This is a genomic window from Paenibacillus sp. SRL342, assembly GCF_984798905.1.
This window is the reverse complement of the sequence record NZ_OZ481790.1, coordinates 5,010,884-5,033,978: the sequence shown is the minus strand read 5'-3', so window position 1 is coordinate 5,033,978 and position 23,095 is coordinate 5,010,884. Positions and strand designations below refer to the sequence as shown.

Genomic DNA, 23,095 nt, shown 5'->3' with positions numbered 1-23,095 from the left:
TGTAATCTCAGAACCTGTACATCAGAGCGGATTGGAGGCGGACCTATGTCTGAGGATAAAAAGGGCAACCCTTCACTTCCCGTGTTGCTTGGCGTTATGGGTGATCCTATTGCTCATTCCAAATCACCGGCAATGCACAATGCGGCCCTGCAGGCTGCAGGAGTGAATGGAATGTATATGCCGTTGCATGTTCATCCGGATCAATTGGAAGCGGCAGTTCGGGGAATTGTGGCATTGGGCTATCGTGGTGTCAATGTCACGATCCCGCATAAAGAGCAGGTGATGCAGTACCTGGATGTGATCGATGAAAGTGCTCGCCTGATTGGTGCGGTGAATACCATCGTTAATGAAAGTGGAACACTGACAGGGTACAATACGGATGGTATTGGCTATGTCCGATCGTTGAAGGAAGAGGCTGTGCCTGAGCTTGCGGGTAAACGTATTGCTGTACTGGGAGCAGGTGGAGCGGCAAGAGGCGTTATATACGCACTTGCATTGGAGAAGCCTGAGCAGATTCACATTCTGAATCGTACAGCGGACAGGGCTGTTGCACTTGCTTCGGATTTACGGGGCCATGGCTTGGGAGAAATCTCAGGCAGTGGCATGGAAGACGCTGCGACGGTCTTGGCTACGGCTGATATTGTGATCAACACAACGGCTGCCGGAATGTATCCTCATGTTGATGACCTGCCGGTTGATCCCGCACTAATTCGTGAAGGCGCAGCTGTGAGTGATCTGATTTATAATCCGCTGGAGACCCGTCTGCTTCGGGAGTCGCGGTTACGTGGATGCACAGTGCACGGTGGTCTGGGGATGTTTGTATACCAGGGTGCAGTGGCCTTTGAACATTGGCTCGGCATTCCGGCTCCTGTGGCGACGATGAGACGAGCGGTGTTAAAAAGTTTTGAAGTGTGAAAATATAAATGAACGGTCAGGTCCGGACAGTCTTTGAACTGTCAATCAGGGCCTGCTCAACATAAGGAGTATGGAGTATTCATGTTAAACGGTAAACAAAAGCGCTTTTTGCGGTCACAGGCACATCACCTGACCCCTGTATTTCAGATTGGTAAAGGTGGAACCAACGAGCACCTGTTCCGTCACATCGAAGATGCGATTGAGAAGCGCGAATTGATGAAAGTGCAAGTATTGAACAACAATGACGAGGACAGAAAAGAGATGGCAGAAGAAGTTGCCCGTGAAACGGGAAGTGAGCTTGTACAACTCATCGGTAACACAATCATCCTGTACAAAGAATCTCGCGATAACAAACAAATCGAACTACCTAGATAAGGGAGCGTGACGCAGGTGAAGATCGGCATCATGGGTGGTACGTTTGATCCGATCCACATGGGACACCTCCTGGCAGCTGAAGCGGCAAGGGACTCGCATGCACTGGATGAGATCTGGTTCATGCCTTCCCATGTTCCACCTCACAAACGCGGAGCCGGAGCTTCGGGACAGCAACGTCTCGATATGACGGAAGCGGCTGTGAAGGGTGTGCAGCAATATGAGGTGCTGGGTATCGAGATGGAATTGGGCGGCGTGTCTTATACCATTGATACGATGAAGGAACTGTGGCGTCGCCATCCTGAACATGAATTCTATTTCATTATCGGGGCGGATATGGTGAACTATCTTCCCAAATGGGAGCAGATTGAAGTGCTTGCAGAACGCTTAACCTTTATCGGAGTTGGTCGGCCGGGCTTCCAGTTACATCTGGATGATTTACCAGACGAGTTACAGGATCGGGTCCTGCTGGCCGAGATGCCCTTGGTCGATATTTCATCGACAGCCGTGCGCAGACGTCTCGCCAAAGGACATTCGGTACGCTTCATGATTCCTGATGAAGTGCACCAATACATTGTAAGGAGCGGTTTATATGGCACTAAGCCGTGATGAACTGATTCAAGCCGTATCCGGACAAATGCCGGAAAAACGCTGGAAGCATACACTGGGTGTAATGGAATCGTCAGTGATGTTGGCTGAAAAATACGGTGCTGATCCTGTGAAAGCAGATCTGGCAGCGATATTGCATGATGTGGCGAAGTACTGGCCCGTAGCGGAGATGGAAGCGGTCATCCGTGATAACGAATTGAACCAGGAACTTCTGCAGCATGACAAGCAGCTCTGGCATTCCGAAGTCGGTGCTTTTGTAGCCAAGCGTGATTACGGTGTAACGGATTCCGAAGTTATTAATGCCATCCGGTGGCATACCTCGGGTCGGGTAGGCATGAGCTTGCTGGACAAAGTGGTATGTCTTGCCGATTACATTGAACCGGGCCGAGATTTCCCGGGAGTGGAACACATACGCGAACAGGCTGAACGTAGTCTGGAGGAAGGTTTAATTGCCGGATTTGATTCGACGATCAGCTTGCTGATCTCGCAACGACGTGTCATTTATCCTTTGACCATGCTGTCGCGGAATGACTTAATTGCACAATTATAGAGGTTGTTCAAAAAGTCCACTTTTGATTACGAAGGATGCCTAGCGGCATCATCAGCATCGAATATGAAATTCAGCCGAAATGTCCGTTGCTCACGTAGTTATCCTACGCTCCGCTACTCCATTTCTAGCTTTATTCCATCTTCTCGGTACTGAAAACTGATCTTTTTGAACACACAATTATAGATTATGGAGGTTGGTTCATGACAGTATCATCGAAAGAACTTATGAATATGGCGGTTACTGCCGCTGACGACAAAAAGGCATCCAATATTGTAGCGTTGGATCTGATTAATGTTTCTCTGGTGGCAGATTATTTTGTTATTTGTCACGGAAATTCCGATACACAGGTACAAGCCATTGCCACTGAAATTCGCAAACAGGCTCATGCAGCCGGAGCGACGATTAAAGGTATCGAAGGTATGGATTCCGCACGTTGGGTATTGATGGACATGGGCGATGTTGTTGTTCATATCTTCCACCGCGACGAGCGTGAATACTACAACATTGAACGACTATGGTCTGATGCCAAAGTGGTGGAAACTGTATGAGTTTGATTGCTGGAACAGTCGTCTCTTTGCCGGTTTCACGTGAAGTGTCTCCGTTTGGCTTCTTTTTGACGACAGGATCGGAAGATGTACTTCTTCACTATACCGAGTTAACGCGGGATATTAAGATTGGTGAGACGCTTGAGGTATTTGTATTCTTTGATACGGAAGATCGTCTGGCCGTAACGATGAAAAAGCCTTATCTCATGCTCGGCGAAATGGCACGACTGGTTGTGGCTGATGTTCACCCACGACTAGGCTGTTTCCTGGAAATGGGACTTGGACGGCAATTGTTGCTTCCTATTCGTGAACTGCCTGAACTGGAAGAACTGCGTCCTCAAGTGGGGGATGAAGTTTTTGTAATCATGGAACATGACAAGCAAGGTCGTCTGCGTGCCAAATTGGCCGGGGAACGTGAACTTTCACCATTGTCTTTCCATGCTCCAACTTCATGGTTAAACGAGTGGGTTGAAGCGACGGTATACAAGCCACTGCAGATGGGTACTTTTGTACTTGTAGAGGGCGGTGTACTGGGCTTTGGCGCAATTGGCATGATTCATTCATCCGAACGTAGTCATATGCTGCGTCTTGGTGAAAAAGTGAAATGTCGGGTGACACTGGTACGTGAAGACGGACGTGTGAATCTGGCCATGACTCAACTCAAACAAGTTGGACGTAACGAAGATGCAGACAAGCTGCTCGCCTTTATGAAAGAGCGTCCAATGGGCGGCATGCCTTACTCGGATGCAACTCCGCCGGATATCATCAAGCAGCGCTTTGGCATCAGTAAATCTGCGTTCAAGCGTGCATTGGGCAAATTGATGAAGGATGGACTGGTGGTTCAAAAGGAAAGCTGGACGTATCTGGCCGAATCTGCTCCTGCAGATCAAAGTGAAGACAAGTAATCTTCCTGATTAAATAGTTGTAATATGGAACTCGGATAAGGCAGGGATAGGCTGGGTAAATACCGGATGCCCCTGCTTTTTCTTTTGTTAACAGGATTGGAAAATGAAATTGAAAGTGCGGTGCCTGACATGTCTTACCGGAAATTTGCCTATGTGTATGATGAATTAATGGAAGATATGCCTTATCCGGACTGGATAAGGTTTGCAAGAACAGCATGGGAAAAGCATGGAATGCCCAAAAGTGTCGCTGAGCTTGGCTGTGGAACGGGCTCCATTACGATCCCGCTCGTGAACTCCGGTTTTGAAGTTACAGGCATTGACCTCTCAGCAGATATGCTGTCGGTTGCGCGCAGCAAGATGGAGGCAACACCTCAGGGTCATCGTTTGTATCGCGAGGGCAGCGTACGTTGGGTGCAGCAGGATATGCGGGAATGGCGAGTTCCAGACCCTGTGGATTCGGTGATATCTTTCTGTGATTGTGTCAATTATTTGCTTGAACAAGAAGATGTCATTCGAACATTCCAGCGGACATATGAGATGCTGAAGCCTGATGGAACGTTCCTGTTTGATGTGCATCATCCCAATACCCTTATTCGTTATGATGAGGAGCAGCCTTTTGTACTGGATGAGCGCTCTGTGTCGTATATCTGGACTTGTGATCTGGACCAGGATCGCTGTGAGATCGAACATCATCTCAGTATTTTTTCGCGTGTGGATAATGGTAACAAGGATATGTATCAGCGGTTTGAAGAAGTTCATGTCCAGCGTGCATATAATCCGGACTGGATGAAGCTGGAGTTATCCAAGGCAGGTTTTAGAGACGTGAAGGTATATGCGGATTTTGAATGGAAAGAAGCTGGAGACAGCGCACAGCGCTTGTTCTACGTGGCTGTGAAGTAAGAAGGAAAGATGACAACTGTCCTTATGTATCGTGCATAAGGACAGTTTTTTTTGATTTTCCATGGAGAATGAATAGCAATAGTCTTAAATAGGATAAAGGAATGCTAGGAAAGACATAACGAGGTGACAAAAAGTATTGCCAGTTAAAGTAAAGGAGGCGATAATAGTCGGATAGAAAGCGTTTTCTGAGGAAATAAATCAAATGTCAATGTGAGGTGTAGAAATGGAAAGTACATATAAAACAAGACTTACGTCAGAACAGTTGAATGCCATAATAGAGCAGCATTTCTCTGCAAGTATAGAGGACTACAAGGAAATGGTGGATGGCTGGGCCAATCATGCATATCTCATCACACTGAGTGACGCACAGCGAGTGGTACTGAAAATTGCACCGTCGGCTTCGACAAATCTGATGCGCTGTGAACAGGATCTCATGATTGCCGAAGTTGAGGCACTGCGCCTCATCACGGAGCTACAGGATGTTCCTGTACCGCAAGTGTTGGCCTATGATGATTCGTTAACTATGGCTTCAGCGCATTATTTTATCATGGAGTACATGTCTGGAACACCCTATAATCAGGTCAAGGATCAATATTCTGCGGAAGAGCAGGAGGCCATTGAACACCAGCTCGGTTGGTACAATCGTCGGATTAATGAGATCAGAGGCGAGAAGTTTGGATATTTCTCGGAGGAAAAACAGCGTTATTCCACATGGAAAGAAGCATTTATGAATCTGATGGATGATATTCTTACCGACGGGGAAGAAGCTGGAATCACATTTTCGATCGATTACCCTGAATTGAGACGTTTGATTGAAGAAAAATCGGATGTGCTGGACGATGTCAAAGAACCTGTGCTTGTCAGTTGGGATCTGTGGGATGGCAATGTTCTGGTAGACAAAAGTCGCATCACAGCGATTATTGATTTTGAACGTTCTCTGTGGGCAGATCCTCTGATGGAGCATTACTTTAGTCATTTTAACTATACTCCCGGATTCGTGAAGGGATATGGGCATGCGATTACGACTGAAAGTGAATTGAAAAGAAGAAGTCTCTATGACTTGTACTTTGATCTGGTGCTGCGCACGGAGTGCGCTTATCGTCAATATGATAATCAGGAACATGTGAATTGGACCATTCATAATCTGGAGGAAGGCATTGAGCGTTTTCGGATATCCTGAACAGCAACGAGTGTTATGAACGGTACGAACCATAAACTTCAAGATGGCGATTATAACGTTTAATATTGACTTTGGGCTTGCTTTTTTGTATAATGGTCCCGATATTGTATACATATTTCGATGATAAGGATCAGTAGTAATTCCTGTACATAACAGAGAGCCGGCGGTTGGTGCAAGCCGGTTGACAGTGATTTGCGAACTCGCCTTGGAGAAATGCGGTGATTACACCATTCTGTTTAACCTGCTTGTATAAAACTTGGGTTCAGGAATGGAAATCCGCATCGGTTAACCGCCGTTACAGGTCCAAAGGGAGTGGATGACGAAGCACGTTCGTCCGCTAACTAGGGTGGTACCACGGGAATTCAACCTCTCGTCCCTAGCGCTGCAAACGCTACGGGATGCTGAGGTTTTTTTGTTGCAATTAAAGCTAACGCGAATAACCTGAAGGAGGAACAATAGATGAGTGAAAATAACCAGCCGAAACACGGCTATCAGCCACAAGTCATGGAAAAAAGTTGGCAGCAATACTGGGATGCAAATAAAACGTTTAAAACGGGTGAGGACCCTGCTAAACCGAAATTTTATGCGCTGGATATGTTCCCTTATCCATCCGGTTCAGGTCTGCACGTAGGTCACCCGGAAGGATATACGGCAACGGATATCGTTTCCCGCTACAAACGTATGCGCGGTTACAATGTATTGCACCCAATGGGTTGGGATGCTTTCGGTCTGCCTGCTGAGCAGCATGCACTGGATACAGGTGAACATCCACGAGATATTACATTCCGTAATATTGACAATTTCCGTCGCCAGATCAAATCGCTTGGTTTCTCCTATGACTGGGATCGTGAGATCAGCACAACGGACCCTGGATACTATAAATGGACACAATGGATCTTTATCCAACTGTATAATAAAGGCCTCGCTTATGTGGATGAAGTAGCAGTTAACTGGTGTGAAGCACTTGGAACGGTACTGGCTAATGAAGAGGTTATTGATGGCAAGAGTGAACGTGGTGGACATCCGGTTGTACGTAAACCGATGCGTCAGTGGGTCCTGAGAATTACCGAGTATGCAGAGCGTCTGTTGGAAGACCTGGAAGAGCTGGACTGGTCTGAAAGCATCAAGGATATGCAGCGTAACTGGATCGGTAAATCGACAGGTGCAGAAGTTGTATTTGCCATTGAGGGTCGCGAGGAAGTCATCAAGGTGTTCACTACCCGTGCGGACACATTGTTCGGTGCGAGCTTTGCAGTACTTGCTCCGGAACATGAATTGGTAGAAGCAATTACAACCGATGACCAACGTGAAGCTATTCAGGCTTATCAGGAGCAGGCTTCTCGTAAAAGTGATCTGGAACGTACAGATTTGGCCAAAGACAAAACAGGTGTATTCACTGGCGCTTATGCAATCAACCCTGTTAATGGTGCAAAACTGCCGATCTGGATTGCTGATTACGTTCTTGCAGGTTACGGTACAGGTGCGGTTATGGCTGTTCCGGGTCATGATGCGCGTGACTGGGAATTTGCGAAGCAGTTCGGTCTGGATATCATCGAGGTTATTCAAGGTGGAGACGTTACACAAGAGGCGTATTCGGGTGATGGCGCGCATGTGAATTCCGATTTCCTGAACGGACTGAACAATGAAGAAGCGGTTGCCAAGATGATTGCTTGGTTGGAAGAGAACGGTAAAGGACAAGGGAAAGTGACCTATCGTCTACGCGATTGGCTGTTCAGTCGTCAGCGTTACTGGGGTGAGCCAATCCCAATTCTGCATCTGGAAGACGGAACAATGAAGACAGTACCTGAGGATCAACTTCCACTGCTGCTGCCTGATATCGACCAGATCAAACCTTCGGGTACAGGAGAATCACCACTGGCGAATGTTTCGGAGTGGGTGAATACGGTAGATCCGGAAACGGGAATGAAGGCACGTCGTGAAACTAACACCATGCCACAATGGGCGGGTAGCTGCTGGTACTACCTGCGCTTTATCGATCCGCACAATGACAAGGAACTGATCTCCAGGGAGAAGCAGCAGCAGTGGCTGCCAGTTGATCTGTACATTGGCGGAGCAGAGCACGCCGTACTTCACTTGCTGTACGCTCGTTTCTGGCACAAAGTGCTGTATGATCTGGGTGTTGTGGAGACCAAAGAGCCTTTCCACAAACTGGTCAACCAAGGTATGATCCTGGGTACCAATAATGAGAAAATGAGTAAATCCCGTGGTAATGTCATTAACCCGGATGAAATCGTGAATGAATTCGGTGCAGATACATTGCGTCTGTACGAGATGTTCATGGGACCATTGGAAGCGACAAAACCGTGGAATGCAAACGGGGTTGAAGGCATGCACCGCTTCCTGTCACGTGTATGGCGTCTCTTCATTAACGAAGACACAGGAGCCATCAATGACAAAATTACAGTGGACGGTGGAACGGATGAGTTCAAACGGACTGCTCACAAAACGATCAAAAAAGTTACGGAAGATCTGGAACATCTGCGCTTCAACACATCCATCAGCCAGCTGATGATTTTCATCAACGATGCATACAAAGCGGACACACTGCCTCGTGAAGCGATGGAGAAATTTGTACAGCTGTTGTCACCACTGGCACCGCATATGGCAGAGGAACTGTGGAGCCGTTTGGGTCATGAAGGTGGAATCTCTTACGTGGCTTGGCCTGAATATGATGAGTCCATGACAGTGGATGCGGAAGTAGAAATCGTTGTTCAGGTAAATGGTAAAATTGTAACTCGTGCTACAATCGCGAAGGATCTGGATGCACAAGGTATGCAGGACTTTACGATGGAGCTGGCACCTGTTAAGCAGGCGCTGGAAGGCAAGACCATTCGCAAGGTCATTGCCGTTCCAGGCAAACTCGTTAATATTGTTGCCGGTTAATCTCACCGGCTCGGAATAGTTCATCCAGCTTTAACAAATCTTCATCATATTTGTCATGTGTCGTGTGGATCAGGCTGTCGAAAACGCCGTCAAGACTAACCTTCAGCAGTGCAAGTGCCTGAGCGGTAATACCGCCAGGTACAGCGACACGAGCCTGAAGCTCTTGCGGGGTGTATCCTCCTTCGGTGAGCAGCTTGCCTGTTCCCAGGAGCATTTCGCCAGCCAGAGCGCAGGCATCTGCCCTTTTGATGCCGGTCAGCTTCACTGCACTTTCGATCCACTGTTCCAAAAAGAACGATATGAATGCAGGTCCGCAGCTGGAGAAGTCGGATGTGATTCGTGTACAGGCTTCATCCACTTGGTACGGCCTGCCTATATGACTGAGCAGACTTTCCAACACAGCGCGGTCTTCACTGGTCATTCGTTCGCCATGTATGCAGAGGGATGCTCCACTGCCGACTTGGTGTGTGACGCTGGGAATTACCTTGGAGACTTTGCAAGGAAGTGAAGATTCCAGATGTCGCAGCTGCACGGGACTGGTGATCGAGACAATTATATGATTGGGATTCACGACAGGCAGGATGTCGTCAATAACATGTTTGAATTCAAGCGGCTTCACGCACAGGAAGATGATATTACTTCGGATCACCGTTTCCCGATTGCTCTGGGATTCATGCAGACCGGGGTAACGGAGGGATAACTGACGTACTTTGGACGGGGTTCGATTGCTGGCCGCGATCTGCCGGGGCTCAAGTGCACCCGATTGGATCAGGGCATAGATTAGCAGGCTGCCCATGCTGCCGGTTCCGATAAATCCAACCTTCATTGTTTCAGGCCTCCTTTCATGCTTTACGGTACTGGCGCAGTTCATTCCCTCTATTCTATGCGTGAGGACCTGTTTCACATGACATGAAAAATGAACAACTTGTTTCATCAGGAAAGTTCAACGGTTCGGAAGCACCGCCCGTGTTTGAAATGAATGATTTTGAATTCAGGGAGAGGTGTGGAAGAATGAGATGGAACAAAGGGATGACCATTGCTGCTGCGGTGGTTGGAAGTATACTTATATTATGGTCGGGCAAAAGTGAACAACCACCTAGTGGCTGGGAATCCTTGCAGCTCGGCACCGAGAAGCCGACGATAGAGCAGGAACTCCCTGCTGTACTGTCGGCTACTTCGGTTCAGGGAAATACAGGAGCATCTTCGGGAACGGATTCAAGTGGGATGCAGACTGGGAACGATGCAAGGGCAGGAGAGTCTAAAGAGCTTGCGAGCGTTGGGGTTGAAGGTGATTCAGTTGTTCAAACTACAAGTCAGACGAATGATAATCCACCGGACACCTCAAATTCGAATGAACCAGTTACGCAGGGTACGAATTCTGATCCTTCGGTTACCTCCGAGACGGGCTCGAACAGTAACCCACCTGTAGTTGAGGAAGCTAGCGACAATGGTAAGATTGATGTGAATACTGCACCTGTCTCCAAGCTTACGGATCTTCCCGGAATTGGAGAGAAGAAAGCTCAGGCTATTGTCGACTATCGGAATGCACATGGTCCTTTTGCAAAAGTCAGTGATCTGACAAAGGTCAAAGGAATCGGTATGAAGATGCTGGAGAAGATGGCGCCGTATGTGCAGATCCGTTAATATTAAAATATAAATTGTGTTAAGCGGGAGGAAAGCAGCATGAGTACAGAGGTACGCAAGGACTGGGATACGTATTTTATGGACATCGCGTATATGGTTTCCACCCGTTCCCGCTGTTCGCGTCGTCATGTGGGTGCCGTTCTTGTTCAGGGAAAGAAACTGCTGGGAACAGCCTATAATGGTGCACCCACCGGCGTCCCGGATTGTTCTGAAGCAGGTTGCATGATATCGGAGGAGTATGAGTTGGTCGTGACCGATGGGCAAGAAGAAATGGTGAAAAAGCAACGATGCATTCGCACAATCCATGCGGAGCAAAATTTGCTTTTATTCACAGATCGAATCGACCGCGAAGGCTCGTCCGTGTACGTGACCGACGAACCGTGCTGGACATGTGCCAATATGCTGGCGAATAGCGGGATTACAGAAATCGTGTTTCATCGTTCTTATCCTAAAGATACCGGCAAGGTTACCAATATGATGCACCAGAAGGGCATAACGTTCCGCAGACTGGAGAATTACCAGCCCCCGCGGGAAACGATGATGACTGTGAGCAATTAATGTGAATATGGTCGAATACGTGAGGGAGAACCTCCGGCAAGCCTGAATTGGCTTTCCGGGGGTTTTTCTGCGTTCAACGGGTGAAATGAGGGAGGGGTAGAAATGAAAGGCAGACCGTTATTAAGTTTTACGATTTGTTGGTTGTGCGGGAGCGGGATAGCATGCGCGTTAACAGGCTGGTCGTTAATCTGGGGGCTAATTGGAGCTCTGGCATGTCTGCCACTTTTACTTCATTTTATTAATGTGCGTGGATGGTCTGTTTTATTTTTACTTGTTGCCTTTATTGGAGGCGCTGCACATTGGGAATGGAATGATGCACGCAATCATAGCAGTCTGTCCAAGACTACTCACATCTCTGCTAAAGAGTTGGACGGTTTGGCAGCCGAAATTCAGGGTGAGCTGGTGTCAGATGTACGTATTGATGGAGACCGGGCTGACTTTAAGATACAGATGTCTTTAATATTACCCATATCGGATTCGTCAGCAGATACAGATCTGGCAACAGTATCATCTGCATTCAACATAGATGAACAATTGATGGTACAAGTCAGACTGTTGGAGGAAGAAGAACAACAGGTAGCAGCGGGCTGGAAGAGGGGCGATTTGATTACGCTTAATGGTTCTTTTGTCCTTCCTGGTGAAGCCAGGAACTTTGGCGGGTTTGATTATCGCAGTTATTTGCGAACCCTGCATATCCACTGGTTGTTCAAAGTGAAGGGAGCCAGTTCGATAACAGCAGTTGCTCCTGAGGGACTTGGACAATATAACATACTAAGGTGGACGGATTGGACTAGGCATAAGTTGGGCTCGGCGGTTGAGCAGTTATTTCCAGAGCCTCATGCAGGATATATGAAGGGGCTTATTATCGGGATGTCTACTGATATCGATCCGGGTACCTATGGTCAGTTTTCACAACTGGGTCTAACGCATATCCTGGCAATATCCGGGACCCATGTCGCTGTATATGTAGCTTCTCTTCTTCTTATTTTATCCTGGCTAAGGCTTACCAGAGAGACGGCACTCACGATTGTTCTGATTCTGGTGCCAGCTTATGTACTGTTATCCGGAGGTTCACCTTCTGTGATTCGGGCAGGAATGATGTCCATGATTGGGTTGTACATGGCACGTCTTGGTCTCGCCAGAGACGGCCTTCAGATGATTAGTGCAGCAGCGTTGCTGATGATGTGGTGGGACCCGTACTTTTTGCTGAGTGTGAGTTTCCAGTTATCCTTTCTTGTAACCGCAGGTTTGATGATCTATATGCCACTGATAAACCGGTTGTTCAGCAGTTGGCCGAAATCTCTGGCTGCAACAGCATCCGTTACCGTAACCGCTCAGCTGATTTCGTTCCCAGTAACCATTCTCTACTTCAATCAGTTCTCATTACTCTCATTTGTGGCTAACTTTCTGCTTGTTTCTTTGATCAGCGCCATTGTATTACCTCTGGGGACGGTCGCCATGTTATTGTCGTTTATATGGGTTCCCTTGGCGAAACCCCTCGCATGGATCGCGATGCAACTGAATCAACTGACATTTGTAAGCGTGGAGTGGATGAACAGCCTGCCAGGTTTTGTATTGATCTGGGCAACACCGCCCTTGTTATGGATAGCTGCATATTATGCCGTGTTGTATGCCTTACTCTACTTGTTGCATCGTGGCAACGGTGAGCAGCGAGAAACAACGTTTGTTGAGGAAGAGACGGCTCCGCTTGTGAGGCGACAACCTTCATTTTCAATGGGGAATATGGGTATTCGCTCTTCGATGTCTACCATGGCACAGGATCAAGGTAAGAACCGTGTAGATGGAAAAGAAACTTCATTAACGACATTAGGAGCCAGTATTGCCTGGCCGGAGTATACAAGTGCATTTACCGCGCGAGGTGCAGGATATTATTCAAATGTACGAATGAGTAAAGCTCAGCAATGGTTGTGCGGGTTGCTGGCGCTCAGCTTTATTGCTGGATTATGGTGGGCATATCAGACTCCCAAGCCTGCTGGAACCGGCATCGTGCAGTTTTTGGATATTGGACAAGGGGACAGCACTTTGATTACAACCCCGGAAGGCAAACACATTCTGGTAGATGGCGGAGGAACGGTTAGTTTTGGGAACACCGAACAATCTTGGAAAACAAGGCGTGATCCGTATGAGGTGGGAGCCAAGGTCGTTGTTCCTCTATTGAAAAAGAGAGGTATCCATCAACTGGACGCTGTCATTGTAACGCATGCCGATCAGGATCATGCCGGAGGACTACAGGCTGTGCTGGAACAGATTCCGGTTAAACGTTTCATGTTTAATGGCACGACCAGCGGTAAAGAAAACTTTGATAAATTACTGGACACAGCCATGGAACGGAAAATTCCTCTGTACGCCATTCAACAGGGCATGTCCTATAAGGCTGATAAGCAGACGAGTTTACATTTTATAGCTCCGGATCTGGCACATATGGATGTAAATGCATCAGGCAATTTGCCTGTATCTGAACACCAGAATCATGATTCCGTTGTCTTTTTGCTGGAAATGGCGGGGGCTTCCATGTTGTTCACCGGAGATATGGATGCAGCAGCCGAGCAGGACCTGCTCTATATGATTCAGGATGGCTCATTGGCTGCCCAATTTGAACAGAAAGGTGCAGATCTTGGAGTTACAGAGGGAGTTGTACAAAGGGTACTTACACGTCCGTTGCAGGTTGATTCAAATGATGCTTCAGCGGCATCTGTCTCCATTGACGTTCTAAAGGTCGCTCATCATGGTAGTAAAACGTCGTCAACCAAAGCCTGGCTCCAATACTGGAATGCCAAAACCGCTTTGATATCTGCAGGAGTTAACAATACATATGGGCATCCCAATCCGGGAGTGATGGAACGTCTGGAGGCTACCGGGTCAGAGATTTATCGGACAGATCAGATGGGTGAGGTCCAGATGAGGGTGAAAGATGGGAAGATTGATATTCGGTACAGGTTGTTTGGAGTTGAGTGACGGCACGCGATCTATTTATCGGTGTGAAGATGAGTGAAGAAAACGCCGATTTAATACCAACTGGAAGGTTAAAAAGACAAGAGAACATACCACAATGTGGATAGTTTGAGCAGAAAAAGTATTGAAGTTACGTGTAAATATCGAGTAGGTGACCCCACCTATGCAGCCTAATAGAACATATGCGGCAATAGCAAAGAGCAATTTCATATACGTATTATCTTTTTTTCTGTATAAAAGTAATCCATCCACCAATATGGAAAGTGGCGTAATTAAGAAAAGTAAAATAGCGAGGTTAATCAATAATCCAACCGCAAATTTAAACCCGAATGAATAATAGTAAGTATTCTCTAATCTTTCATCTATAGGGACATAGTGATATATCCCCATTGCAAGTGAAATGAGGACTGCAGTTAATACAGCTGCAACTATTTTTCCGAGCGGCCTATTGATTCTATGGGTGCTTGTCATTCGAAAATTGACCTCCATCTTGAATAACTATATTCAACAACTGATAGACTTAGGGAGTTACTATATTTTAACATACACATGTTGAAAAAGAATGATGAGGGACATGGAGAAAGTAGTACTTGGTTAACCCATAACAGAAAAAAAGTCGTTCCCCTGCGAACGACTTCATTTTGAATTTCATGATAATAACACATTCTAATCGTTATGCGTTATGAGGATAGTTAGGCTGTCAGTTAGTATAGTTGACTAGGAGGAACTACTCTCACTCTCTTGCTTTTGAGATACTAATCGGCAAGCTAATTATAGTTGCGCTGAATAAGTTGAGTATGTGATCAATTTGATCCCAACTTTTATGCCAAATTATCATATTAAATGCAATGAATAACACACTACTGAGTAGAAAGAATCCCAGGAAGTATTTGAAAAATATTTTTAGATTCATTTAGTCTCCCGCATATCCATTTAGAAGTTTGTTACGATTGCACGCCCTATTTCGTTTGTAATATGTTTTCTATTTTAGATTATTAAATGCAATCATTTGTTTTTGGTTTGTTGAAGTTATGTAAAAATATGGTTTGATTTGCGGTTTTATTATTGTTAGGTGATTTTTGTTGCAGGATTATGGTTGTTTTTACCGAATAATAGTTAGGCCCGCCTTGAGGAAGGGCTAGAGATACCAAAGTGACCATATCAGATATCAAAATTGAGAAGATTAAATACGGTGATCGAAGTTACTCTATTATCTTCCGTAATGCAAAAGGAAAAACCGTTTCTGCCTACGCAGGAGGTGCACCTTCCAGTGTGACGGAGATGCTTGCCGATTCCAACCAATTCTTCTCTTCTGATCCGTATAAGAAATACAATTGGTCCAAGTCCACTTGGAATAAAATCATTGCTGGAGAAGTAGCTTTAGGAATGAACATAACTCAGGTGCGCCTTGCATGGGGAGATCCATCGAGCATTACGTATGAAACGAGTTCAAAAGGCAAAATCGAGGTTTGGGTGTATGCCAGCTCCGCAGGCATAAGAGCATTAGGGTTTCTCAATGGCAAACTGATGGCGATTTACTGATGAATATACCAATTAATCACTTCATTTGATTGCAGGTTACAGCACAGCACAAAAAAAGCCCGCTTTCCGTTACACTCCACGAGGGAGAATATCGGAAAACGGGCCATTTTTTCAAAATGTAGAAGAAATATAAGAACTATTCTACGCCATCCTTAAAGTGTTTGTTCCAGTGTTTATCGCCCTTGTGCAACAGATCTTCTACCGTTTTCTCAAGAGTCATCAACAGTTGTGCTCTCACATCAAGTACGGTTTCTCTGTACAAGCGTTCTTCCGTTCCAACGATTTTATCGCCGTATAATGCCTGTGCAGCTACGTACTTCCGATGTTCCTCAACCAGAGTATCAATGGAGTCCAATGCATGTTCCACAAAGTGGGAAATACTTTGATATTCTTTGGGCATTTGTTCTTTTAAAGCTTGAATTTTCGCAAGAGCTGGCATGCTCATCACCTCGTGTTTATGAATGTAAATTTACAATACACTATTTTCATGAAAATTGCATTAAAAACAGCTTAAATTTGGACAAATTTCGACTTTTTTTATTTTAGGACCCAAAAAAGTGCTTATCTATAATGTATGCCATTGCATTTGAATTGAGTCGTGTAAGTAATGGAATCCCTTTTGGATACGTTTGGTGACTCGTTATGCAATTTCTGTTATTCTAAGAGAAGATTTCAGCGGCCCTAATACATACGCCGTTATTTTGTTATGGCAAATTAAAAAAATACTTAACTTTGCAACAATTTTATTGATGATCACGTCTGTAAGGTTGCAGGGAGAGGGGGATCCTTTGTGGTAGAGCCGGAACTCATCAGAGCCGCTCAATCGGGCGATCGCGACGCTCTAATTACCCTATTGCGGGAGATTGAACAACATGTCTATCGGACCGCATATTACATTCTAAATAATGAACAGGACGCTTTGGATGCTGCGCAGGAAGCGTTGATCCGAATTTACACCAAAATCAATTCATACGAAGAAAAGGCCCAATTCAAAACATGGGTACAACGCATCGTCACGAACATCTGTATTGATAAATTCAGAAGAACCAAGCCGTCTGTCTCCATTGACGAACATGACATGGTTTTTCAGGATAATCAGGATGTGGAGTACGAGGTCATGTCTACATATGTGGCCCAAGACATTCAGGATGCGATCAACAAACTTCCCGAGCATCATCGTACCGTTATTGTTCTAAGATATTTGCAGGACTTATCCTACAATGAAATTGCGGATTGTCTCGATCTTCCGTTGAATACGGTGAAATCTTATTTATTTAGAGCCAGACAGCAATTACAGAATCTACTACAGGAATATCAGAAAGGTGGTGTGACAGGATGAAATGCGAAGAGGTGGTGGAATGGATGCACCGCTATCTGGATCATGATCTGGGCGAGGCGGAAACCGCGCAGATGCTACAGCATGTGGCGAAGTGTCCGGAGTGCGCCGAGAATTTTAGTTTACTCAGAGCTCTTTCCAGAGAACTGGAAGAATTACCGCAAGTAAGCCCGAAATTTAGTCTGGTTGATGCGATTATGCCACAGCTTGATGCTATTGACGAAGCGCGGAAGGAACAAAGTAGCACCATACAGGAAATGAATCCTGTCCCCGCTGCATTTGAGAATCTACAACGTTCAAGTGAGCGGAAAACGAAGCAAAAATGGCTTAACTCGATGGCAGGACGTATGTCGGTGGGTGCAGCGGCTGCGGCAGTTGTATTGGGATTCGCCATCTGGGGATATCAGCCTGAACAGATTGAGAATGCCGATTCCATGTTGATGAGCTCTGGAGCTTCTCAAGAGAGCGGCAATGTGGATGAAAATCCATTAAGCAAGAATATTGAAAATTATGATCCTGCCACTTCGTCCCAACCAAGCAGCAACGATGTGTTTGTGGATCAATCGAATGTTTCACCAACTGAACCAGATAACCAAGGCGTAGAAACAATTCCTGAAGAGAACGGTGGAGATGAGGTGCAGGAGCCTGAAGTTCAGTCAGATCCGACACCTAAACAACCGGCTACCGAATCAACGCCTGCTCCGAATAAAGAACCGCAGGATAATTCGTCCAAAACTCCTTCGACCGATAATCAGAATAATCAGGTTCAGAACCAGGATTCTGAGCAGAGAATTCAGGAATCAGGAGATTCTCCTAAATCTTCTGCAGATGGGGAAGAGAATGGAGTAACAGAAACCGAAAATGGAGATGCGAAATCCTTCACTTCTCAGGATACAACACCTAATATGACTGAAGATGCTCCGGTTGAAGGTAACACTGTACCTGATTCCAGTACAGGTGCAGACGCTTCTGGCGGAAACAAAGGATTTGCAGCAGGACAGGATCAGGGAATGACTACAACGGCAGCACCAAAAGAATGGAAATCACCTGACGGCTCCTATGTAGTTATGCTTATTGGTGATCAAATCAGCATATACTCCAAACCTGTGAGCGAACCGGATGTTCTGAATCTGGTTGAACAACGCAGCATAGAGGGAACACTGAAGTCAGCGAGTTGGTCGAAGGATGGCACCCTATTTAATTACGAAACGGACAAGGACGGAACAACAGCCAAGAACTCGTTTAATGTACCTGCTGTTTCAGGTGGAGCTCCTGCGAAATAATTAAAAATGGGGAGTGCGCTCCTCTAAACGAAAGAACAATTTCAGCATGACAAGCATATAGTGGAAGTAACAAAACGTCCTATATCAGTTCAAACAACTGACGTCGTATGACCGCGCACCGGCTTTTTCTAGAACTGCTGGTGTCAGCGTTTATATAGATGTAGGACAGGGGACCTTCATCCATAACTGGATGTAAGGTCCCTTTGTTGTCTTGCGTTTTTTCTGGTAGGATAAGAGGGATAAGGAGGCGCCGTGAATGGATGTAAAAAGTGCAACAAAGGCAATACGTAATGGAGAAACGGCACCGATATATGTGCTGTACGGAACGGAGAAGTACCAGATACAGCAATTTACGGATATGTTAAAAGAACAGGTTATCGAAGAAGAACATCGTGATTTTGCGATTATTCCATATGATTTGTCTGAAACGGCTGTGGAGGTCGTCATTGAAGAAGCAGAGACTGTACCTTTTCTGGTTCCGCGCAAATTGATTATTGTAAGGGACGCGAGCCTGTTCACTGCAGGTAAAGAATCCAAGATTGAACATCAGGTTGATCGTCTGCTTACATATATGGAGAATCCGGCAGATTACAGTACGATTGTTTTTCTGGCCCAAGGGGATAAGCTGGATGAGCGTAAGAAACTGGTGAAAGCTGTCAAGAAACAGGCAGTAGTTCTTGCTTTTGCTCCACTCAGTGGAGAAGAGTTATTGAATTGGATAGTGAAACTTGCGAAGCAGCGGGATGTTTCCCTGGAGGCGGGAGCGGCGGAAACGTTGATCAGCTATGCAGGAACAGGTCTTCAGACCCTGTCTGCTGAAGTAGACAAATTATGTTTGTTTGCGGGTAATGGGGGGACAATCAAGCGTGCTGACATCGAGTCACTGGTTGCCCGTAGTACGGAGCAAAATGTATTTTCGCTGGTAGAAGAACTCGCTAATTTGCGACTGGAGAAAGCGTTGGCTCTTTTCTATGAGTTGCTGAAGCAGCGGGAAGAACCGATTAAAATTGCGGCTTTAATCGCACGCCAGTTTCGGATCATGATCCAGGTGAAAGAGTTGGGGCAACAAAGTTACTCCCAGCAGCAGATTGCCAGTCAGCTTGGGCTGCATCCTTATGCTGTTAAGATTGCGGGTGAGCAAGCCCGTAAATTTCAGCCGGAACGTCTGAGAATGATTCTGAGTCACCTCAGCGAATTGGATTACCAGATGAAAACAGGAGCGGTGGATAAAGTGCTTGGTCTGGAGCTGTTCTTATTGAGACTTGGTGCGTGAATGAATACGTAAACGTAATAGATTACTAGTGTGAATAACAAACAAAGCGACCTTTGCTCCATGATGGTTAAATCATCGGAATAAAGGTCGCTTTTGTTTGTGTCTTATACTTATCGAATCAGATACTAAAAAATCCTGAAAGCCTATGCTATTCAGGATTTTTCCATTGGATCGTATAAGTAACGCTTCTTACGCTTGTGCGGAAAGAGCGTTCAGTTTTTTCGCCAAGCGAGACTTTTTGCGTGCTGCAGCATTTTTATGAACCAGACCTTTAGTTACAGCCTTGTCCAGCTTTTTGGAAGCAGCTTGAATCGCAGCTTTTGCAGTATCAACTTCGTTACTTACCAGAGCAGCATCAGCAGCTTTAACAGCTGTACGGAGTGCAGACTTCTGGGAAGCGTTGAGTGCGCGGCGCTTGTCGCTCGTTTTTACGCGTTTAACAGCGGATTTGATGTTTGGCATTACATTCACCTCCTGTAAGGCATTTGCATGAATACAAACGTTTCACAACTTAAAATATTCTATCACGCTAGCATGTAAAATGCAACAGATATTCCTACGATGTTCGACATGCTGTATAAAGAAACTCTTTTTCCCACACAATATGCTCAAATGCGGTAAGGGAGGCAGGGACAGAATGACACTGGATTTGCAAAACTATACAGTTCGTACCGATTTGGCAATCGACTCCAAGGAAATGGCGCAAGGTGGACAGAAACAGACGATTCCCGGACTACGGGAAGATGTAGAGAAAAAAGAGGGTATTACGATTACACGTATTGATGTCCTGAATGAAGAAGCAGCCAAAGCGATTGGACGGGTGAAAGGTCACTATGTCACCTTGGAAGTACCTTCACTACGGAATGGTGATACCGAGTTACAGGAGCGAGTTGCTGCCGAGTTCACCCGTGAAATGGAAGATTTTATGGTTAAGGCCGGAATCAACAAAACATCCAAGGTCTTGATTGTTGGCCTGGGTAACTTAAATGTCACCCCGGATTCACTCGGACCACTTGTTGTGGAAAATCTGATGGTAACCCGTCAGTATTTCGAATTGGTGCCAGATCAAGTTGCGCCAGGGTATCGGGAAGTCAGCGCGATTGCTCCCGGTGTATTAGGTACAACAGGCATTGAATCCAGTGACATCGTACAGGGGATTGTAGACCGGACCAAGCCGGATGCCATTATTGCGATTGATGCGCTGGCCTCCCGTTCCTTGGAACGTGTAAATACAACGATTCAGGTCGCGGACATTGGTATTCACCCGGGTTCCGGTATTGGAAACAAACGGCGTGGCCTGACTCGTGAGATATTAGGTGTGCCTTGCATCGCCATCGGAGTACCAACCGTATGTTATGCGTCCACCATCGTGAATAATGTGATTGAGATGATGAGCTCACACTTTCGCCAGGAAACGGATCAGACCAAACAGATCATGGGCATGCTGGACGACATCGGTGAACAAGATCGCTTGAGTCTGGTGAAAGAGGTACTGGAGCCACTAGGTCATGACCTCATTGTGACCCCAAAGGAAATCGATGAGTTTATTGAGGGAATTGCCAATGTTATCGCTTCAGGACTTAACGCCGCGCTCCATGATGCCGTGAATCCAGATAACGTAGCCGCTTATACACATTAAAACTTAAAACTGCTGAGAAGAAGGTCCGAATCTATCGGACTTTCTTTTTTTGTTTCTGGAATCTTTCATTTTCCTGTTCTATCAAATTGGACCGGCTCATAGAGTTGAAGTATAAGAGTTGTCCAGCAGGGAAGGAGACAGCAGAATGAACAAGATATTGGCCTGGAATATTGGGAAATGGAAAAAAAGATGTCTGCACGTGCTGGCCATGGGCCGTACGTTGTTGTTGCTTATGATCATATCTGCCTTGTTTTTTGTCGTACTGGGTCTGGGGGGCATGGCAGAGAAACGCTTGAATAATTCACCCGTTTCTTCCATGAAAGGATTTGCAAGTGCCGTATCAAGCCGCTTTTTCGTCGATATGCTCGGTATGGAGATGCCTCATCTCACCCAGAAGGAACAGACCTCTGCCATATCTGGTGAGAATCTCACCTCTTTTGTTTTCCAATTACTAACAAATGTAAATCCACAAGATCCGAAGAGCCTGATTGCGAGAGAAATGCCGGGCATGGGTTCCAACCAACCTGTTCTGCTCCGTCCTGGATCTGGTAACGAAAAAGCCGAGGCTCCCGAAGATTATCAGCCCGGTCCCGGTCTTACTGATACAGCTTCCGCAGGTGGAGGGAAACCTGGGAGTGAGCTGCATGTTCCACCAGGCCAGGACAATACGGATCCACCTGAGTCGACTGAGCCTGGAGATGGAGAAGGTAAAGAAGATCCCCCAGCGAAGAATGGCGAGAAAGACAATTCAGGCTCACCGACAACAGGCAAAAAGTCAATTCTTATCTATCATTCCCATCCACGGGAAGGCTATAATCCACTGCTTGGTACGAAAAGTGATAATCCATCATCGGGCAAATCAACAGGTAATGTGTTTCAAGTGGGAACCTACCTCTCAGACAGTCTGGAGAAGCTGGGAATCGGCGTAGAACACGCCAAGGATGATTACCCCACCAAAGTAAAGGACTATAACTGGAACTATTCCTATAAATACTCCCGTCAAACGGTAAAAGCGGCACTCGCCCAAAATGATGATCTGACGTATCTCATAGACATTCATCGCGATTCACAGCGTCATGGCAAAACAACAACAACTATTAATGACTTGGGCTACGCCAAAGTATATTTCATTATTGGACATGAAAATCCAAATTGGCGGCAGAATGAAGCCTTTGCAGCGAAAATTCATAAGAAACTGGAAGCCAAGTATCCTGGGGTATCCCGTGGTGTGTGGGGCAAGGATGGCGGAGGAGCCAACAATGGAGAGTATAACCAAACCCTCTCACCTAACAGCATTTTGATTGAGATTGGTGGTATCGACAATACAGGAGCTGAGCTCCAACGGACATCAAAGATTCTCGCAGACATGATTTCTCAAGTGTATTGGGAAGATCAGAAGGTGGACAAAGCCAGTGTGGAAACCTCGTCGCAGGGTGGGTAGAAACCATATATGTTAGAAGGAAAAATAGTAGAGAGTGACAGGAGGCAATGCACATGTCCAGATTCGGTAAAAGACTGTTATCCATCGCTGTATTAATGTTGCTGGGTGTTCTGTTTGGAATGCAGCTGGCTGGCAGCAACTTTCATATGGGCAATCCCTCAGGAGGCACGTCAACCGTTGTGACAACTGAGCCAACTTCATCGGTGACCGAATCTGTTCCGACTGCTCCTGTCCAAAAGGAAATTAAAGAACCACCATTTGTACCTGTTCAGTCACCAAGCCAAGTGCTTGGGGCAGATCAAAATAAGGCTCCGGTTGATGTGTTGGCAGACAAAACGGCTGGACTATTGCAAAATCTCTCACACAGTGGAATCAAGTGGGTGGTCTCTCTTTTTAGCGGCGTCGCTGAATAAAATACCATAATTTTAAGGTACAATATAACCTCCGGGAGTGCATGATGACACTTTATTATAAAGTTGAGACATCACGGGATTGATGCACTGTGCTTCAACTGTTATAATGAAGT

Annotated in this window: 23 protein-coding genes and 1 other annotated feature; of the genes, 19 read left to right on the top strand and 4 right to left on the bottom strand. The window is 46.1% G+C overall.

What is annotated here, in order from left to right; translation table 11 throughout:
• Positions 1-45 precede the first annotated feature (45 nt).
• The 9 genes from aroE to leuS all read left to right on the top strand — a co-directional run bounded on the left by aroE (position 46) and on the right by leuS (position 8,880).
• Positions 46-915 (top strand): shikimate dehydrogenase, encoded by an 870-nt coding sequence (gene aroE / locus AC4E8D_RS22200; protein ID WP_449003551.1) that lies wholly within the window; start codon positions 46-48, stop codon positions 913-915.
• An 81-nt stretch (positions 916-996) separates the two neighbouring features.
• Positions 997-1,290, top strand: coding sequence for a ribosome assembly RNA-binding protein YhbY (gene yhbY / locus AC4E8D_RS22195; RefSeq protein ID WP_017687186.1), 294 nt, complete (start codon positions 997-999; stop codon positions 1,288-1,290).
• A gap of 15 nt (positions 1,291-1,305) precedes the next feature.
• The gene (locus AC4E8D_RS22190) at positions 1,306-1,896 is read left to right on the top strand and encodes a nicotinate-nucleotide adenylyltransferase (RefSeq protein ID WP_490205217.1); all 591 of its coding nucleotides are present in this window, start codon (positions 1,306-1,308) and stop codon (positions 1,894-1,896) included.
• Complete coding sequence (gene yqeK / locus AC4E8D_RS22185; protein WP_490205216.1) at positions 1,880-2,446, top strand: bis(5'-nucleosyl)-tetraphosphatase (symmetrical) YqeK; 567 nt, start codon at positions 1,880-1,882, stop codon at positions 2,444-2,446. The genes AC4E8D_RS22190 and yqeK overlap by 17 nt, the downstream gene beginning before the upstream one ends.
• 200 nt (positions 2,447-2,646) lie before the next feature.
• Entirely contained in the window at positions 2,647-2,994 is a 348-nt protein-coding gene (rsfS, locus tag AC4E8D_RS22180; RefSeq protein WP_221821945.1) for a ribosome silencing factor, read from the top strand.
• Positions 2,991-3,896: a CvfB family protein gene (locus AC4E8D_RS22175; RefSeq protein ID WP_221821946.1), complete on the top strand. Its 906-nt coding sequence runs from the start codon at positions 2,991-2,993 to the stop codon at positions 3,894-3,896. Before rsfS ends, AC4E8D_RS22175 begins: the two co-directional genes overlap by 4 nt.
• Positions 3,897-4,025: 129 nt before the next feature.
• Complete coding sequence (locus tag AC4E8D_RS22170; RefSeq protein ID WP_221821947.1) at positions 4,026-4,796, top strand: class I SAM-dependent DNA methyltransferase; 771 nt, start codon at positions 4,026-4,028, stop codon at positions 4,794-4,796.
• A 223-nt stretch (positions 4,797-5,019) separates the two neighbouring features.
• The gene (locus AC4E8D_RS22165) at positions 5,020-5,976 is read left to right on the top strand and encodes a phosphotransferase family protein (RefSeq protein ID WP_221821948.1); all 957 of its coding nucleotides are present in this window, start codon (positions 5,020-5,022) and stop codon (positions 5,974-5,976) included.
• Positions 5,977-6,087: 111 nt separating this feature from the next.
• Positions 6,088-6,357: a binding site (T-box leader), on the top strand.
• Positions 6,358-6,435: 78 nt separating this feature from the next.
• Positions 6,436-8,880 (top strand): leucine--tRNA ligase, encoded by a 2,445-nt coding sequence (gene leuS / locus AC4E8D_RS22160; protein ID WP_221821949.1) that lies wholly within the window; start codon positions 6,436-6,438, stop codon positions 8,878-8,880.
• Here the strand turns inward: leuS and comER are convergent.
• Positions 8,861-9,706, bottom strand: coding sequence for a late competence protein ComER (comER, locus tag AC4E8D_RS22155; RefSeq protein WP_036615122.1), 846 nt, complete (start codon positions 9,704-9,706; stop codon positions 8,861-8,863). The genes leuS and comER overlap by 20 nt on opposite strands.
• A gap of 185 nt (positions 9,707-9,891) precedes the next feature.
• Here comER and AC4E8D_RS22150 point away from each other — a divergent pair, with 185 nt between their 5' ends.
• The 3 genes from AC4E8D_RS22150 to AC4E8D_RS22140 all read left to right on the top strand — a co-directional run bounded on the left by AC4E8D_RS22150 (position 9,892) and on the right by AC4E8D_RS22140 (position 14,058).
• The gene (locus tag AC4E8D_RS22150; protein ID WP_221821950.1) at positions 9,892-10,524 is read left to right on the top strand and encodes a ComEA family DNA-binding protein; all 633 of its coding nucleotides are present in this window, start codon (positions 9,892-9,894) and stop codon (positions 10,522-10,524) included.
• Between the two features lie 39 nt (positions 10,525-10,563).
• A complete protein-coding gene (locus tag AC4E8D_RS22145; RefSeq protein ID WP_221821951.1) occupies positions 10,564-11,082 on the top strand; it encodes a deoxycytidylate deaminase in 519 nt (172 codons plus the stop codon).
• Between the two features lie 102 nt (positions 11,083-11,184).
• On the top strand, positions 11,185-14,058 hold the full coding sequence (locus tag AC4E8D_RS22140) for a ComEC/Rec2 family competence protein (RefSeq protein WP_221821952.1): 2,874 nt from the start codon (positions 11,185-11,187) through the stop codon (positions 14,056-14,058).
• A gap of 15 nt (positions 14,059-14,073) precedes the next feature.
• Here the strand turns inward: AC4E8D_RS22140 and AC4E8D_RS22135 are convergent, their stop codons facing one another.
• Positions 14,074-14,526 carry a hypothetical protein gene (locus AC4E8D_RS22135; RefSeq protein ID WP_221821953.1) on the bottom strand — a complete coding sequence of 151 codons (453 nt, stop codon included), beginning with the start codon at positions 14,524-14,526 and terminating at the stop codon, positions 14,074-14,076.
• Between the two features lie 681 nt (positions 14,527-15,207).
• Here AC4E8D_RS22135 and AC4E8D_RS22130 point away from each other — a divergent pair.
• Positions 15,208-15,597: a hypothetical protein gene (locus AC4E8D_RS22130; protein WP_339178092.1), complete on the top strand. Its 390-nt coding sequence runs from the start codon at positions 15,208-15,210 to the stop codon at positions 15,595-15,597.
• Positions 15,598-15,733: 136 nt separating this feature from the next.
• Here the strand turns inward: AC4E8D_RS22130 and AC4E8D_RS22125 are convergent, their stop codons facing one another.
• Positions 15,734-16,036: a hypothetical protein gene (locus AC4E8D_RS22125; protein WP_221821956.1), complete on the bottom strand. Its 303-nt coding sequence runs from the start codon at positions 16,034-16,036 to the stop codon at positions 15,734-15,736.
• Positions 16,037-16,387: 351 nt separating this feature from the next.
• On the opposite strand from AC4E8D_RS22125, the gene AC4E8D_RS22120 reads away from it, so the two are divergent.
• The 3 genes from AC4E8D_RS22120 (at position 16,388) to holA (ending at position 19,489) form a co-directional block, all read left to right on the top strand.
• Complete coding sequence (locus AC4E8D_RS22120) at positions 16,388-16,936, top strand: RNA polymerase sigma factor (RefSeq protein ID WP_017687205.1); 549 nt, start codon at positions 16,388-16,390, stop codon at positions 16,934-16,936.
• Positions 16,933-18,216: a zf-HC2 domain-containing protein gene (locus tag AC4E8D_RS22115; RefSeq protein WP_221821957.1), complete on the top strand. Its 1,284-nt coding sequence runs from the start codon at positions 16,933-16,935 to the stop codon at positions 18,214-18,216. The genes AC4E8D_RS22120 and AC4E8D_RS22115 overlap by 4 nt, the downstream gene beginning before the upstream one ends.
• A gap of 256 nt (positions 18,217-18,472) precedes the next feature.
• Positions 18,473-19,489: a DNA polymerase III subunit delta gene (gene holA, locus AC4E8D_RS22110; RefSeq protein WP_221821959.1), complete on the top strand. Its 1,017-nt coding sequence runs from the start codon at positions 18,473-18,475 to the stop codon at positions 19,487-19,489.
• Between the two features lie 189 nt (positions 19,490-19,678).
• Here the strand turns inward: holA and rpsT are convergent, their stop codons facing one another.
• The gene (rpsT, locus tag AC4E8D_RS22105) at positions 19,679-19,951 is read right to left on the bottom strand and encodes a 30S ribosomal protein S20 (RefSeq protein WP_024628504.1); all 273 of its coding nucleotides are present in this window, start codon (positions 19,949-19,951) and stop codon (positions 19,679-19,681) included.
• A gap of 175 nt (positions 19,952-20,126) precedes the next feature.
• On the opposite strand from rpsT, the gene gpr reads away from it, so the two are divergent.
• From gpr to AC4E8D_RS22090, 3 genes are all read left to right on the top strand, one after another.
• Complete coding sequence (gpr, locus tag AC4E8D_RS22100; RefSeq protein WP_221821961.1) at positions 20,127-21,128, top strand: GPR endopeptidase; 1,002 nt, start codon at positions 20,127-20,129, stop codon at positions 21,126-21,128.
• A 145-nt stretch (positions 21,129-21,273) separates the two neighbouring features.
• Positions 21,274-22,569: a stage II sporulation protein P gene (locus AC4E8D_RS22095; protein WP_076211676.1), complete on the top strand. Its 1,296-nt coding sequence runs from the start codon at positions 21,274-21,276 to the stop codon at positions 22,567-22,569.
• Between the two features lie 53 nt (positions 22,570-22,622).
• Positions 22,623-22,982, top strand: coding sequence for a hypothetical protein (locus AC4E8D_RS22090; RefSeq protein ID WP_076211674.1), 360 nt, complete (start codon positions 22,623-22,625; stop codon positions 22,980-22,982).
• Positions 22,983-23,095 lie beyond the last annotated feature (113 nt).